General features: G+C 59.9%; 14 protein-coding genes. 7 read left to right on the plus strand and 7 right to left on the minus strand.

From position 1 onward, the window contains the following. Positions 1–3: 3 nt before the first annotated feature. Positions 4–1,428, minus strand: a complete 1,425-nt coding sequence (locus PGB28_RS13960) for a circularly permuted type 2 ATP-grasp protein (protein WP_271422133.1) — start codon at positions 1,426–1,428, stop codon at positions 4–6. Between the two features lie 224 nt (positions 1,429–1,652). Next, positions 1,653–1,955, minus strand: coding sequence for a helix-turn-helix domain-containing protein (locus PGB28_RS13965; RefSeq protein WP_271422134.1), 303 nt, complete (start codon positions 1,953–1,955; stop codon positions 1,653–1,655). Positions 1,956–2,195: 240 nt separating this feature from the next. Here PGB28_RS13965 and PGB28_RS13970 point away from each other — a divergent pair, with 240 nt between their 5' ends. The 3 genes from PGB28_RS13970 (at position 2,196) to PGB28_RS13980 (ending at position 5,115) form a co-directional block, all read left to right on the plus strand. Further along, positions 2,196–3,035 carry a LysR family transcriptional regulator gene (locus tag PGB28_RS13970; protein WP_271422205.1) on the plus strand — a complete coding sequence of 280 codons (840 nt, stop codon included), beginning with the start codon at positions 2,196–2,198 and terminating at the stop codon, positions 3,033–3,035. A 94-nt stretch (positions 3,036–3,129) separates the two neighbouring features. Further along, a complete protein-coding gene (locus PGB28_RS13975; RefSeq protein ID WP_271422135.1) occupies positions 3,130–3,885 on the plus strand; it encodes a hypothetical protein in 756 nt (251 codons plus the stop codon). A 66-nt stretch (positions 3,886–3,951) separates the two neighbouring features. Beyond that, positions 3,952–5,115, plus strand: a complete 1,164-nt coding sequence (locus PGB28_RS13980) for an MFS transporter (protein WP_271422136.1) — start codon at positions 3,952–3,954, stop codon at positions 5,113–5,115. Between the two features lie 66 nt (positions 5,116–5,181). Here PGB28_RS13980 and rfbA read toward each other — a convergent pair whose 3' ends face one another. From rfbA to rfbC, 4 genes are read right to left on the minus strand one after another with little or no spacing between them, the layout of a single operon-like run. Further along, the gene (rfbA, locus tag PGB28_RS13985; RefSeq protein ID WP_271422137.1) at positions 5,182–6,054 is read right to left on the minus strand and encodes a glucose-1-phosphate thymidylyltransferase RfbA; all 873 of its coding nucleotides are present in this window, start codon (positions 6,052–6,054) and stop codon (positions 5,182–5,184) included. Then, entirely contained in the window at positions 6,051–6,893 is an 843-nt protein-coding gene (gene rfbD / locus PGB28_RS13990; RefSeq protein WP_271422138.1) for a dTDP-4-dehydrorhamnose reductase, read from the minus strand. Before rfbD ends, rfbA begins: the two co-directional genes overlap by 4 nt. Continuing rightward, positions 6,890–7,942 carry a dTDP-glucose 4,6-dehydratase gene (gene rfbB / locus PGB28_RS13995; protein ID WP_271422139.1) on the minus strand — a complete coding sequence of 351 codons (1,053 nt, stop codon included), beginning with the start codon at positions 7,940–7,942 and terminating at the stop codon, positions 6,890–6,892. Before rfbB ends, rfbD begins: the two co-directional genes overlap by 4 nt. Positions 7,943–7,945: 3 nt before the next feature. Next, entirely contained in the window at positions 7,946–8,500 is a 555-nt protein-coding gene (gene rfbC / locus PGB28_RS14000; protein WP_271422140.1) for a dTDP-4-dehydrorhamnose 3,5-epimerase, read from the minus strand. 136 nt (positions 8,501–8,636) lie between these two features. On the opposite strand from rfbC, the gene PGB28_RS14005 reads away from it, so the two are divergent. Continuing rightward, complete coding sequence (locus PGB28_RS14005; RefSeq protein ID WP_271422141.1) at positions 8,637–9,641, plus strand: glycosyltransferase; 1,005 nt, start codon at positions 8,637–8,639, stop codon at positions 9,639–9,641. Positions 9,642–9,655: 14 nt separating this feature from the next. On the opposite strand, the gene PGB28_RS14010 is transcribed toward PGB28_RS14005, so the two are convergent. After that, positions 9,656–10,477 (minus strand): ABC transporter permease, encoded by an 822-nt coding sequence (locus PGB28_RS14010; protein ID WP_271422142.1) that lies wholly within the window; start codon positions 10,475–10,477, stop codon positions 9,656–9,658. A gap of 328 nt (positions 10,478–10,805) precedes the next feature. On the opposite strand from PGB28_RS14010, the gene PGB28_RS14015 reads away from it, so the two are divergent. The 3 genes from PGB28_RS14015 (at position 10,806) to PGB28_RS14025 (ending at position 14,259) form a co-directional block, all read left to right on the plus strand. Further along, positions 10,806–11,921 carry a sugar transporter gene (locus PGB28_RS14015; RefSeq protein ID WP_271422143.1) on the plus strand — a complete coding sequence of 372 codons (1,116 nt, stop codon included), beginning with the start codon at positions 10,806–10,808 and terminating at the stop codon, positions 11,919–11,921. A 21-nt stretch (positions 11,922–11,942) separates the two neighbouring features. Continuing rightward, positions 11,943–12,620 (plus strand): ABC transporter ATP-binding protein, encoded by a 678-nt coding sequence (locus PGB28_RS14020; protein WP_271422144.1) that lies wholly within the window; start codon positions 11,943–11,945, stop codon positions 12,618–12,620. Positions 12,621–12,735: 115 nt separating this feature from the next. Continuing rightward, positions 12,736–14,259, plus strand: a complete 1,524-nt coding sequence (locus PGB28_RS14025; protein WP_271422145.1) for a glycosyltransferase — start codon at positions 12,736–12,738, stop codon at positions 14,257–14,259. The last annotated feature ends 15 nt before the right edge of the window (positions 14,260–14,274 follow it).

Consider the following 14,274-nt stretch of genomic DNA (forward strand, 5'->3'; position numbering starts at 1 on the left):
GCGTCAGTCCTCCACCACCCAGGTATCCTTGGTGCCGCCGCCTTGGCTGGAATTGACCACAAGCGAGCCTTTCTTGAGCGCCACGCGCGTCAGCCCGCCATCGGTGACCTTGATCCCCTCCGGGCTGACCAACACGAAGGGTCGCAAATCCACGTGCCGGGGCGTCAGACCCTGACGCGCGAAGATCGGCACGCTCGACAGGTTCAGCGTGGGCTGCGCGATATAGTTGCCGGGCCGCGCCTTGAGCTTGCGCCGGAATGTGGCGATGTCCTTCTTGGTCGCAGTCGGTCCGATCAGCATGCCGTAACCGCCGGAGCCGTGGACCTCTTTCACCACCAGCTCTTCCAGATTATCGAGCACATAGGCCAGTTGATCGGATTCTGAGCAGCGCCATGTCGGTACGTTCTGGAGCAGCGGTCGTTCGCCGGTATAGAACTCCACGATCTCGGGCATATAGCTGTAGATCGCCTTGTCATCGGCAATGCCGGTTCCGGGCGCATTGGCAATGGTGATCCCGCCCGCGCGGTAAACATCCATGATCCCGGGCACGCCAAGCTGGCTTTCGGGATTGAAATTCAGAGGGTCGAGGAATTCGTCATCCACGCGGCGATAGAGAACGTCAATCGGCGTATACCCCCGCGTAGTCCGCATCGCGACGCGCCCGTCCACGACCCGCAGGTCATGGCCCTCGACCAGTTCGACACCCATCTGGTCGGCCAGAAACGCGTGTTCGTAATAGGCCGAATTGTAAATGCCGGGGGTCAGCACCGCCACGACCGGTCTGCCCCCGGTCGCGTCCGGCGCGCATGCGGCCAGCGAACGGCGCAGGTCGGTGGGATAGCTTTGCACCCCTTTGACCCGGTTTTGCGAGAAAAGCTCGGGGAACATCTGCAGCATGGTCTCGCGGTTTTCCAGCATGTAGCTGACACCGCTGGGGGTGCGTGCATTGTCTTCGAGCACAAAGAAATCATCCGGTCCGGTGCGCACCAGGTCGATGCCCACGATATGGGTGTAGATCCCACCGGGAGGGGAAACACCAATCATGCGCGGTTCAAATGCGGAATTCCGGCTGATCATTTCCTGGGGAATGCGCCCGGCCTTGATGATTTCCTGGCGGTGATAAATATCGTGAAGAAACGCATTAATAGCGCGGACCCGCTGTTCAATCCCTCGTGTGACGCGCGACCATTCGCGCTCAGAGATGATACGGGGAATGATATCGAAAGGGATCAGGCGTTCTTCGGCCTCGGCGCGGCCATAGACATTAAAGGTGATACCGGTCAGCCGGAACAGTTCCTCAGCCTCGCGCTGTTTGGCCCGCAGCCGTTTGAGGTCTTCGCCATCGAACCAGCTGTGAAACTTTTGATACGGCTGCCGGAGCCGCTCATCGCTGCCCCACATTTCGTCGAATATCGGCGTGTTCTCCATTCCTCACCTCGCCAGACGCTTCATGAATGAGGTGGGTCCCAGCGTGAGAAGGCCAGTTTTCAAAGGGCTTCACCACAGTGTTTTTAGCTGCATGCTTTGTTTTTGCGCGCATCGCATAAATTTTGCGCAGAAATTGTGCGGGGCTTGGGGCAATATGAGGCTCGAGGCAGTGGCTGCTGCTTGTGCGCCCTGCAATCCAGCCGGCGCGATGTCAGAAAGTTGGGTTATTCCGTATCTTTGACGTGTGACGGGGTGGATGTCGCCGGGCGGTCGCCCCGATAAGGTCCTCGTCGCGCCTTTTTAGAGAAGCCCCGATAGAATTCGGCAGGTGCGACATCGAAAACAGCACTGAAACGCCATAGTACAGCGCTGGGCACAGGCGTGCTTCCGATTTCATATTGTTCGATCTGGTGTTGTTTAATTCCGGCAGAAATGGCGAGTGTTCTTTTGCTGACCCCCTTTGCCCGGCGGATATCCCGAAGCCTGGCACCGACATGAGTGTCGATTTGGGTTTGATCAGACTTCAAGGCGTGCCCTCCTGTTCGATCCTGTATGATTCCCGTGGTATGCGGGAATCCTTGAATTTGCTTTCATGCCTTGGTTGTTTTAATTGCTCATACCAAGTGTTGAAAATTGGCTATTTTTTATGCGCTTGCGTATGAATTTTCATTCTGGGTTGGGTGATATATCATACACATGGGCAAGGGCAGTGTAGGAAGGGTACGCGAGTGACAGGGCCAAAGGGCGGACGTTCGATCACTGTAGATATGTTGCGAGCCTTTGTTTTGCTCTCGGACTGTCTCAACCTGACGCAGGCGTCAAGACAACTGGGTGCAACGAGGCAGACCGTTCGGCGGCACATTACGGATCTGGAAACGATCAAGGGCGGTTCGTTGTTCGAACTGGATCGTCAGGGATATGCACTAACCCCGCTTGGTCGGGAAACGCTGCCCGATGCCCGCGATATACTGAGAAAGATCGATCATTGGGTCGGGACGGAACGCCTTGCGCGGCGTCATTCCAATGGCCTTGAAATCGCGAGCTTCGTCGACGGCGGTGGTCGGACCTTCTTTTCACAGCAGCACCCGATCAATTCACTGGGTATGACCGGATTGCCGATTATGAAACGGGCGCTGGCGGCATGGGGCGGTGCCGGGACCCAGATCGAACACCCGGCCATGGCAGACATCCGGCCGTATCTGGTGATTTACCGGAAAAGCCCCGAAGGCTGGATCTGTGTCGAAATCGGAGAGAAATCGGCCTATGCGCGCTGGTTCGGCTGGACGTGGTCCAAAAGCGCCATTGGACGCCTGTCGCATGATGACAATGCGGGGGATGATTTCAACGATTTCATCGCGGGGGCCTATGCCGGCATCTATCAAAAGGGCGGTGTGCGGCTTGACCATCTGTTCGCTTATCTGCCGAGCGGCACAAGCGATCAACCGATCCCGGTCAGCTTTCAAAGGCTCCTGTTGGGCTGTGTCCTACCGGATGGCACGCCCGCCCTCGCCGTCCTTGTTTTAATGACGAATCAGGTTCGAATTGATGACCTTCCGCCGGATCATGAACGGGTGCCGGACGATCTGGTCATGGAATTCGACATCTGACATTCGCGTTGCGTGAAAATGACAGCAAGTAAAAGGCGAAAATCCTGCTAACTTTCCGCCCGTGGTTGTCCACGGAAACTGGAAAGGAAAATCTATGTCAGCACTTGGTCTCTATACGATGATACGAAACGTCTCCAACATCATGAACGAGGTCTCCGCCGCTGGGATGCGGCTGGAGGTCGGTGACGATTTCGCTGTCTACCGAAAGCTGAGAAACGCGCAAGCAGACCGGTCCGCCATTTACCCGATGTTCGATGTCGCCTGTTCCTATGTCGACCGGTCCAACGCGTTCTGGGTCTGTGGTTTCAACACCGACGGTGAACTGGTGCACACACAGGCGATCAGACGGCTGGACCTGAATAACACGTCGCTTGCCGAGCATCTTTACGATCACCGGCACAAATATATCACCCCCGCCTCCACACCGGATCCCGATCATACCGCCTTTTCGCGGGTCAAGGCGCTGGAGCACATCACCGGTTCGGTCTGTTACCACGGCGAATTCTGGCTCAAGGCGGGGGATGGCGGGCACCGGAATCAGGGGTTCACCGCTCTGTTGTCGCGGATCGTGTTCGAGATCGCGCTCAACATCTGGTCGCCGGATTTCATCTTTGGGCTGGTGCCCCAGCCATTGGCGTTCAAGGGCATTCCGGCGCGCTACGGATATACCCATAGCGAACCCGGCGTGTGGCGCGGTCCCGGCGGGGTCATCACCGCCGAGGAAATGCTGGTCTGGATGAGCCGTTCCGACATGGTGCAGTTCCTCGACACCGTTCCCAAGGCGTTGTCGGGCGAACGTCACCTGCCCAACCGTAGGGAACTGGGCACCCATATCAGTGCTGTCGCGTGAAACCTCAAAAGGGCCAGGGCGCCCGTCGCCCTGGTCGTGTTGCGTTGAAAAGTAAGGAATTGGTTTATGATTGAGAATGGCATCGGCAAAACGATCATGGTGGCAAGCCCGATTATCGGCAGCGTCGCCTTCGTTCTGGAATTGACGCTGGTCCCGCTGGTTCTGGTTTCCATCAAGGAAAGCCTGCTGTTGTCCACCGATGACATCGCGTGGGTCTTCAATGGCTATGCCCTTGCAGTCGCCGTCACGGTTCTGCTGGGCGGATATGCCGGAGACCACTGGGGCGTGAAAAGGGTGTTCCTGTTGGGTTTAAGCTTGTTTGTCATCGGCGCTGTCGTGGCGGCGCGCGCCGATGATTTCGCCTGGATGCTCACCGGGCGCATCATCCAGGGCGCAGGGGGCGGCTTGTTTTCGCCTCTTGTCCCGGTGCTGCTGACCAGGGCCAACCCCGGGCGGCCGGGCAGGATCCTGATGATCTGGGGCAGTATCGCGGGATATGTCGCGGCCATTGCTCCGCTTGCCGGCTCTTCCCTGCTGCCGCAAAGCGATTGGCGGTCGGTATTTGTCCTTTTGGCCGGAATGGCGGTCATCGGGCTGGGCATGATCTTTGCCAAAGAGCCGGAGCGGCAAGCGCGCGGCACGACCATGGCGGGGAATATCCGTGCTCTCTTGCGCTCCCCAGCGCTCTGGTTGGTGTTTCTCTACGTGTTCTGCACTTATGGCTGCATCATGTTCTTTTTGTTCAGCGTGCCGTTGCGCATGGCAGCGATCGGCATGTCGTCTTATGCGACGGGTCTGGTCTTGTGCGCGATGTGGCTGAGTTTTGCGGTTGTCGGGACGTTGCTTCGAAATACGGTGGATGGCAGCCTTTTGCGTGTGATCACTCTTGTCGCGCCGGTCTTTATCCTTTTGGGGATCGGATTGGCGCACTTGGTCGACGCGCCGGTTACGTTCGTTCTGGCAGCCATTGCCATGGGGGCCGGGTTTGCCTGTAGCAACGCGCCCTCAACCCAGCTTGTAATGAAATTCGCGCCCGAGGCGTCACGCGGCCTTGCGTCCAGCGTTGACATTACGCTGGCCCGCCTCGGCGGGGTGGTTTCGGTTGCGTTTTTGGCCGAGGCGCGGGCCGGGGATGTGGTGGCGTTTGCGCTGGCGTTGTCACTCATGGCCGTGGTCAGTGCGGTGATCTTCGGCAGAACGCCCGGCGCCGATCACAGTGTGGAGGGCTGATGCTCCTGCATCTTCCCGTCCGGCGACGCGGCCGACGTGTCGCTGCGAACTGGTGGGAACCTGCCGCTATTTCAGCAGTCTCTTGAGGTACTGGCCGTAGCTGTTCTTGGCAAAGCTGTCGGCCCGCGCCTGTAGCGCCCCGCTGTCGATCCAACCTTTACCAAAGGCAATCTCTTCGGGGCAGCCCACCTGCATCCCCTGCCGCTCGGACAGGGTGCGCACGAAATTGCCGGCATCCAGAAGCGAGCCATGTGTGCCGGTATCAAGCCAGGCATAGCCGCGCCCCATCTGGCGCACGTCCAACAGCCCATCTTCGAGATACATTTCCAACAGCGACACGATCTCCAGCTCCCCGCGCGCCGAGGGCGTGACGGCGCGCGCGCGTTCCGGCGCGGAGCCATCGAGGAAATACAGACCCGTCACTGCAAATGGGGACGGCGCGACGTTAGGCTTTTCGACAATTGCATGCACGGTGCCGTCCTGATCGAAATCCACCACGCCATAGCGTTCGGGGTCCGCCACCCGGTAGCCAAAGACCGTGCCGCCGTGGTCGCGCGCATCCGCCGCCGCCAGTTCTTCGGGCAGGCCGTGACCAAAGAAGATATTGTCACCAAGGATCATCGCGCTGGGCGCGCCGTTCAGGAAATCCTCGGCCAGCAGATAGGCCTGCGCCAACCCGTCTGGTGACTGTTGCTCGATATAGCTCAGCGAAAGCCCCCACTGCGCCCCGTCGCCCAGCGTGCGCTGGAACTGATCGGCATCCTGCGGCGTGGTGATCACCGCGATGTCGCGGATGCCCGCCAGCATCAGTACCGAGAGCGGATAATAGATCATCGGCTTGTCATAGACCGGCAAGAGCTGTTTCGACACGCCCATGGTTATCGGGTAGAGCCGCGTGCCGGAGCCGCCGGCGAGGATTATGCCTTTGCGTTTGGTCATGAAATCAACTCGTTTACTGTCTCGGTGAGGGCAGCGCGCCAGTCGGGGGGCACAATGCCGAAATCCGTCTCTAATGCAGAGCAATCGAGCCGGGAATTGAGCGGGCGTTCGGCCGGGGTCGGGTATTGCGATGTGGGAATGCCGGTGATGATCACGTCGCGTTTCGCAATGGCAAATGTTTCGCGCGCGAAACATTTCCAGCTGGTGGGCGGTTGACCGGCATAGTGATAAGTGCCGCCCCGCGCACCGTTTCGCAGCGCATCGGCCAGCGACAGGCAGGCCGTGGCAATGCCCGAGGCCGGGGTCGGGCCGCCGATCTGGTCCTCGACCACGTTCAGCGCATCGCGGGTTTCAGAAAGCCGCAGCATGGTTTTCACGAAATTCGTCCCATGGCGGGAAAACACCCAAGATGTCCTCAGGATCACATGCGCACAGCCCGCCGCGCGGATGGCATCCTCTCCTGTCAGTTTCGAGCGCCCATAGGCCCCCAGCGGGCCGGTCGGCGCTTCGGGCCTCCAGGGGGTGTCGCCCGAGCCGTCAAAGACGTAGTCGGTTGAGATGTGAATGAGCGGGATGCCCAGCCCGGCACAGACATGCGCCATGGCACCGGGGCTTTCGCCATTGATCACCGTGGCCAGCCTCTCTTCCTCTTCGGCGCGGTCCACGGCCGTGTAGGCAGCAGCGTTGATCACCACCGAGGGATTGGCAGCCAGAATCCCGGCGGCACAGGCGGCCGGGTCCGACAGATCGGCCTGATCGCGCCCCAGCGCGGAGACATCGCCCTGCTGCTGCAGTTCGGTGGCGACCTGCCCGGTTTTGCCGAACACGAGGATCGTCATGCTTTCACGCCCAATCTCTGTCCAACCCCATGGCGGCCCTGCAGCGCGCGCCACCAGCTTTCATTGTCGAGATACCATTCGACGGTCTTGCGCAAACCTTCCTCTACCGTGACCGAGGGGCGCCAGCCCAGTTCGGCGCGGATGCGCGAAGGGTCGATGGCATAGCGCGCGTCATGGCCCGGACGGTCGGTGACAAAGGTGATCTGCCGGGCGTAGGATTTGCCATCTTCGCGGGGGCGCAGGGTGTCGAGAATATCACACAGCGTTTCCACCAGCTCCAGGTTGGAGCGCTCATTCTCGCCGCCGATATTGTAGGACCGGCCCGGCGTGCCGCGCTCCGCCACCAGCAGCAGCGCGTCGGCGTGATCCTCGACAAAGAGCCAGTCGCGGATGTTTGAGCCGTCGCCATAGATCGGCAGCGGCTTGCCCGCCAGCGCATTGAGGATGATCACCGGGATGAGCTTTTCGGGGAAATGGTAAGGGCCGTAATTGTTCGAGCAATTGGTCAGTACGACCGGCAGGCCATAGGTCTCGAACCAGGCGCGTACCAGATGGTCCGAACTGGCCTTGGACGCCGAATAGGGAGAGCGCGGGTCATAGGCGGTGTCTTCGGTGAACAGCACCTCCGGGTCTGCGGGCAGCGATCCATAGACCTCGTCGGTGGAGATGTGGTGAAAGCGGAAGCGCTCGGGCTTGCCCTGTGCCTGCCAATAGCTGCGGGCGGCTTCCAGCATGTTGTAGGTGCCGGTGATATTGGTCTCGATAAAGGTGCCGGGCCCGTCGATGGAGCGATCCACATGGGATTCGGCGGCCAGATGCATGACCGCGTCGGGCTGATGCGCGGCGAAGACGCGGTCAAGCGCGGCACGGTCGCGGATATCGGCCTGTTCGAACGCGTAGTTCGGGCTGTTTGCCACACCGGCCACATTGTCGAGACAGGCCGCATAGGTCAGCGCGTCAAGATTGACCACGGCGTGTCCGCGCTGGATGGCCAGACGCACCACCGCCGATCCAATAAATCCCGCGCCGCCCGTGACCAGCAGTTTCATGGTTTACCCCTCATACACAAACGGGCTTTCAAACCCGGCCAGCGGCGGCGCTGCGGCGTCCTTGTCCGACAGGATTGGCGTGCCGTCAAAGCCCCATTCGATGCCGCAACTGTCCCAGCGGATCGCGCCATCGGCCTGCGGGGCGTAATAGTCGGAACATTTATAGACCACTTCGGTGTCGGGGTCCCGGGTGATGAAGCCATGGGCAAAACCTGCGGGGATCAGCAATTGCCGTCCATTGTCAAAGCTCAGTTTGACGCCGACCCATTGACCGTAGGTCGGCGAGCCGCGCCGGATATCCACCGCCACGTCATAGAGCGCGCCACGCCCGCAGCGCACCAGCTTGGCCTGGGCATGGGGCGGGGCCTGAAAATGGAGGCCCCGGATCGTGCCAGGATATTGCGACAGGGAATGGTTGTCCTGGCAGAAATCGATTTCAATCCCGGCCGCTTCCATACGGGCACGATTCCAGCTTTCGCTGAAAAACCCGCGCGCGTCGCCAAAACGTGCGGGTGTGAGGATCAAAACCCCCGGCAAAGCGGTCTTTTCTATCTGCATCCTTGTCCCTCCGGAACAGTCCCTATCCGGCCGTTGCCGGGTTCAAGCAAAGGACTACGGCTATAGTTTGACACTCGTGCGCATTTGTGACCACTGGTGCGGCAAACGCCACAGTGAAATTGTCCCGGAGATGAGCATGCCGGCCCAAGCATATCTGAACGACAGCACCGGTGCCGGACGGCTGGTGGCCGTGGTCGTGACGTATAATCGGTTGGACAAGCTCAAGATGACGGTGTCGCGACTTCTCGAGAGCCCCCCTGAACAACTTGAGGCGGTTGTTGTGATTGACAATGCCTCGAGCGATGGCACCGAGGTTTGGCTAGCTGATCACGACGATCCGCGGCTTGATGTCTTTCGATGCGAAACAAATCTTGGAGGGGCCGGGGGGTTTGAGACCGGCATGAAGCGGGCCACCAGACTGTTCGATCCGGACTGGATGGTGGTGATGGATGACGATGCCCGCCCGGAGCCCGGAACGCTGGCCAAGTTTCATCGCGCGGACCGTTCGGTTGCCGAGGCCTGGGGCGCAGCGGTGTTTCACCCGGGTCCCGAGCGGCGCATCTGCGACATGAACCGACCGGCGATCAATCCGTTCTGGCATCGGGATGCGATGTGGCGCACGTTGACGGGACAGGGGCGGGACGGGTTCCACATGGGCCCCGAGGATTTCAGATCCGACGCGCCGCGCCGCGATGTCGATGTGCTGTCCTTTGTCGGCTTCTTTGTCAGCCGCGCAGCGATTGCCCGGGTGGGCTATCCCGATGGCGACCTGTTCATTTATGGTGATGACACGTTGTACACGCTTGGGTTGGCGCGGGCAGGCGGACGGATCGTTTTCGATCCCGCTCTTGTGTTCGAGCACGACTTCTCGACCCACAGTGTGACGGATAAGCGCTTCAGACCGCTGTGGAAGAGCTACTACCATTATCGCAACCTGATGATGGTTTACCGGCTTTGTTCCGGTTGGTTGTTCGTTCTGGTCGCACCGGCGGCGTCGGTCAAATGGCTGGCCAAGGTGCGTCACCATTCCGGCGAGCGGTGGACCTTTCTGGCTTATGTTATGCGGGCATTGCGCGACGGTATTCTGCGGCGCACGGATGTGTCACATGATACGGTTCTGGGCTGGGGCGCGCGGCGCTGACGTCGCGCGGACCATCATTTGCTACTGAGAATCTCGCGGTGATAGCGCCCCATCAGCAACACGCCGAAAAACAGTGTCACCAGACCGAAACCGACCATGAAAGTGATGTCGATGTAGTCAGGCCTGTAGGTCGGATAAAACCCTTCCCGGAACAACCCGGTCACATGCATCAACGGGTTATACCACAGGATCGACTGGGCCATGGGCGGGAGATCATCATAAAGAAAGATCACCCCGGAGGCGAGGAACAGCGGCCGTGTCACGATCCCCCAGATCTGGCTCCAGATCGGATAAAGGCCGAAAAGCGCGCAATTGAGCACCCCGACCCCTGCCGCGATCAGCATGGCCAGAAACATCGCACCCAGAATGGGCGGCAGATCAAGAAGCACTCTGGAATCCGTGAGCGACAGTAGAGCCGTCAGGAGGATGAGGCTGACCAGCAGCCCGGTCAGCGAATTGAGCAGGAACCGCGCGAGAGCAGCATCGACCCATGTGACAGCGGGATATTGCAGCAGCGGACGGGAGAATCCGAGGCTCTGTGCCACCATGGCTGACACATTCATATACATCGAAAACGGCAGGAAACCGGTTGCGTAGAACAGGATAAAGGAATTTCCGAGTGGCGGATTGCGCAGCAAAAGCGAAAAACCGACCCCCAAGAGCACGATGCTGCCCAGCGGTTCCAGCAGCGCCCAGGCAAAGCCACCGGGCGAATTTCCGTAGCGCGTAGCCATTTCCCGCAGGATCAGAGCCGAAACCGCCCGAAAGGTGGCAAAGCGCCTGACCACGCCCGTTCCCGGGGCCGGTTGTGCGGCGGGCCGCAGGTCTTCGCTCATGACAGTTGGCCTCCGGGTACTGGCATTCGCTTCATGGTTTAGGTAAAAGCTGGAGAAACATCAAATCTTCCGTGGCAGGTAAGCGTTCATGAATGACGAGTTCCCCAAAGCGGGTCAGCCCCGGATGACACTGAGCATGCCCAGTCCCAAGCCTCAGCAAGCTGGGCAGGGCGGCGGCAGTGGGCAAAACGCAGTACCGAACAAGGGAGCCAACGCTGGCGGTCCGGGGCCGAATAAAGGCAAGTCCCCCCAAAAGGGTCCGAAACAAGGTGGGGTCAAAAAGCTGGGTCCTGCGGGTACGCTGCGCAAGACGGTCAGCCCGGCGCGCATGAAGCGCCGTCATTGGGGTTTGGTCCTGTCCTTTGGCGCATTGGTTCTCGTTCCGTTTTTTATCGTTTCTTTCTACATGCTGGTGATCGCCGAGGATCAGTATTCTTCGGTTGCGGGTTTCACCGTCCGCAAAGAGGAAAGCGGCGGCGCCTCCGAGCTCTTGGGGGGGCTGGCCGGGTTGGCAGGCAGCGGATCAACCGGGTCTGACAGCAATATCCTCTACGAATTCATTCTCAGCCGGTCGCTTGTGCAAAAGGTCGAGGACGAGATCGGCCTGATCTCTCACTACAGCGAAAAACGGAACTCGGACCCGGTATTCGCATTGTCGCCCGACGCCAGTATCGAGGATCTGGAGCAGTATTGGCAGCGCATCGTGCGCGTCTCTTATGATCAGAACTCGGGCCTGATGGAGCTTCGCGTCCTGTCGTTCGAGCCGACGCGCGCGCAGGCGATCGCCAAACAGATCATTTCCGAGAGCCAGAAGATGATCAACGCGCTGAATGAGCAGGCGCGTGAGGATGCGATGCGCTACGCGACCGCGGATCTTGAAGAGGCGGTGGCACGGCTCAAGACCGCGCGCGAGGCGCTGACCGCGTTCCGCACGCGGACCCAGATCGTCGATCCTGACGCTGACATTCAGGGCCGCATGGGGGTGATGAGCAGCCTGCAGCAACAGCTGGCCCAGGCACTGATCGAATACGACCTGCTGCGCGAGCAGACCTCGGACAACGATCCGCGGCTTTTGCAGGCCCAACGTCGCATTGAAGCCATCCGCAGCCGCATTGCCGAGGAGCGGCGCAATTTCGCCAGCGAAAATGCCAACAACAGCGCCGATGGCGATGACTATCCCAGCCTGATCGCTGAATACGAGGGGCTTGAAGTGGATCGCGAGTTTGCCGAGGAAAGCTATCGTGCCGCCCTGGCTGCTCTTGATGTGGCGCGGGCGAAGGCATCCCGCCAGAGCCGATACCTGGCCACTTATGTGCAGCCGACGCTTGCCGAAACAAGCGAGTATCCACAACGTGGAACGATCATCGGGTTGGCGGGGCTGTTCCTGCTGTTGGGGTGGTCCATTCTGGCGCTGATCTACTATTCGATCCGCGATCGGGCCTGAGACCGGCAAGGGAGGTCAGGCATGATCCGCTTTGAGAACCTGTCCAAGAGCTTCTGGGTGCGTGGTGAATCGAAGGTTGTCATCGACCATCTCAATACCACGTTGCCGACTGGGTCCTCACTTGCGCTTCTGGGGCGAAACGGGGCGGGTAAATCCACGCTGCTTCAGATCGTGGCCGGCACGTTGCGCCCGACCACGGGCCGCGTGATCTCGGACGGGACAATCTCGTGGCCGGTGGGTTTTGGCGGATCGTTTCACGCTCAGCTGACCGGGGCTGAAAACACCCGCTTCATTGCCCGCATCTATGGCGTGGATGCCGACGAGCTGGTGGATTTCGTTGCCGAGTTTGCCGAGCTTGGCAAGCATTTCCACATGCCGGTTCGTACCTATTCCTCGGGGATGAAATCCCGCCTGACTTTTGGCGCGTCGATGGGCATTCGGTTTGACACCTATCTCGTGGATGAGGCGACAGCCGTTGGCGACGCATCGTTCCGGGCCAAGAGCCAGCTGTATTTCGCGGATCGGGTCAAGAACGCCTCGGCCATTCTGGTCAGCCATGACATGAGCCAGGTGCGTGATTTCTGCGATGCCGGGATTATCCTGAGCGATGGCAAGCTGCGTTATTACGAAGATATCGAAGAGGCGATCGAACTGCATCTTGAAATGTCCAGGGCAGATTGGCGTGCAAAAAACGGTTAAGGTATTTAATTCAGCGATTTAGGAGATATTTCCGGGTTGCTTGAAACTTGTATGTACCTCCGTCATAAGGCCCGGAAACTGCACCCTTCGAAGGGCAGAAGCTGGGAGGAGCGGCTTGCGCATTCTCTATTACAATTGGGTTGATTACCTGGATGACGAGCGCCGCGGCGGCGGCGTCAGTGTTTACCAGCGCAACCTGATGACCGCGCTGAAGGCGCAAACCGGAACCGAGGCTGTGTTCCTGTCCTCCGGTACGGCGCATGACCTGCGCGGGGGTGCCCCGCGTTGGGAAGCGCAGCGCTTTGGCTCCGACGATGACCGCGACTGCCGCTTCGAGATTGTCAATTCCGCGACGGTTGCGCCCGCGCATCATGGGTTCGGGAGCCCCGCGCAAATACATCACGCGGCCACTGAAGCCGTGTTTTTTGATTTTATCGACCAGACCGGCCTATATGACGTGGTGCATCTCAACAATCTTGAGGGTATCCCGGCCGCAGTGCTGGCGTTGAAAGAGCGCTGGCCGCAGACAAAGGTGATTTTGTCGCTGCACAATTACTACCCGTTCTGCCCGCAGGTGAACCTCTGGCATCAGGAGCGCGAGACCTGCTCCGACTTTGACGAGGGGCGGGCCTGCGTGCATTGCTTGCCCCATGTGCATGATCCGCGCCACATGCGCCTTTCAGGCGGGTTGGCTTATACGCTCAAGGGGGTGGGATTGCGGCCGGGGACATGGGCCTTTGACACGGCCTATCGCTGGACCATGCGTCTGGGCGGTCGCGGGGCGCGAGCGATGCGAAAGCTCAAAGCAGCCGGTCCCAACATGCGTCCAGCACGCCGCTCCGCACCGGGCAAATTGCAAAAGATTACGCCGGTGGATGGCGCGCCCTTTGCCGCGCGGCGCAAAGCGATGGTTGAACTGATCAACGCGCATTGTGATGCGGTGCTCTGCGTGTCGGATGCGGTCCGTAAACTGGCCGTGGCACATGGTGTGCGCCCGGAGATCGCCCATACCTCCTATATCGGCACGCGCGAGGCCGAGGCCTTTGACCGGACCGAACCACGCCCATTTCCATCACGCGAGGACGGCACGCTGACGTTTGCCTATCTGGGCTATATGCGGCGGGACAAAGGGTTCTATTTCCTGCTCAAGGCGCTGGAGGAGATGCCGCCGGAAATGGCGTCTCGGATACGTCTTGAAGTGGCCGCCAAACGCGGCGACAGGGCCACAATGGCCCGGTTGACCGATCTCGCGCCAAAGCTTGCCGGATTGACCCATGCGGATGGCTATTCCCACGACGATCTGGAGCGGTTGCTGTCCGGTGTCGATGTCGGGTTGATCCCGGTGCTGTGGCACGACAACCTGCCACAGGTCGCGATCGAGATGCATGCAAGGCACATCCCGATCCTGTGCGCGGACATGGGCGGGGCCGAGGAGCTGGGGCGTTGCACGGACATGGTGTTTGCTGCCGGGGACATCGCGGATTTCCATGCGCGGATTGCAGCGCTTTTGGAGGGCAAGATTGATATGGCCGCTTATTGGCAAGGCGCAATGGCGCCCGTTGGTATGGAAAGCCACCTGAATGATCTGATGGGATATTACGACGGTGCCGACCATGGAACAGGTCGCAGTCACGGTTGACGCAATACAAAGACC

Source organism: Primorskyibacter aestuariivivens (genome assembly GCF_028023675.1).
Lineage (GTDB): Bacteria > Pseudomonadota > Alphaproteobacteria > Rhodobacterales > Rhodobacteraceae > Marinovum > Marinovum aestuariivivens.

Excerpts from the sequence above, each read along its gene's own strand:
- PGB28_RS13960 (WP_271422133.1), bottom strand. The coding sequence starts at position 1,428 with ATGGAGAACACGCCGATATTCGACGAAATGTGGGGCAGCGATGAGCGG.
- PGB28_RS13970 (WP_271422205.1), top strand. The coding sequence starts at position 2,196 with ATGTTGCGAGCCTTTGTTTTGCTCTCGGACTGTCTCAACCTGACGCAG.
- PGB28_RS13975 (WP_271422135.1), top strand. The coding sequence starts at position 3,130 with ATGTCAGCACTTGGTCTCTATACGATGATACGAAACGTCTCCAACATC.
- PGB28_RS13980 (WP_271422136.1), top strand. The coding sequence starts at position 3,952 with ATGATTGAGAATGGCATCGGCAAAACGATCATGGTGGCAAGCCCGATT.
- rfbA (WP_271422137.1), bottom strand. The coding sequence starts at position 6,054 with ATGACCAAACGCAAAGGCATAATCCTCGCCGGCGGCTCCGGCACGCGG.
- rfbD (WP_271422138.1), bottom strand. The coding sequence starts at position 6,893 with ATGACGATCCTCGTGTTCGGCAAAACCGGGCAGGTCGCCACCGAACTG.
- rfbB (WP_271422139.1), bottom strand. The coding sequence starts at position 7,942 with ATGAAACTGCTGGTCACGGGCGGCGCGGGATTTATTGGATCGGCGGTG.
- rfbC (WP_271422140.1), bottom strand. The coding sequence starts at position 8,500 with ATGCAGATAGAAAAGACCGCTTTGCCGGGGGTTTTGATCCTCACACCC.
- PGB28_RS14005 (WP_271422141.1), top strand. The coding sequence starts at position 8,637 with ATGCCGGCCCAAGCATATCTGAACGACAGCACCGGTGCCGGACGGCTG.
- PGB28_RS14010 (WP_271422142.1), bottom strand. The coding sequence starts at position 10,477 with ATGAGCGAAGACCTGCGGCCCGCCGCACAACCGGCCCCGGGAACGGGC.
- PGB28_RS14015 (WP_271422143.1), top strand. The coding sequence starts at position 10,806 with ATGAAGCGCCGTCATTGGGGTTTGGTCCTGTCCTTTGGCGCATTGGTT.
- PGB28_RS14020 (WP_271422144.1), top strand. The coding sequence starts at position 11,943 with ATGATCCGCTTTGAGAACCTGTCCAAGAGCTTCTGGGTGCGTGGTGAA.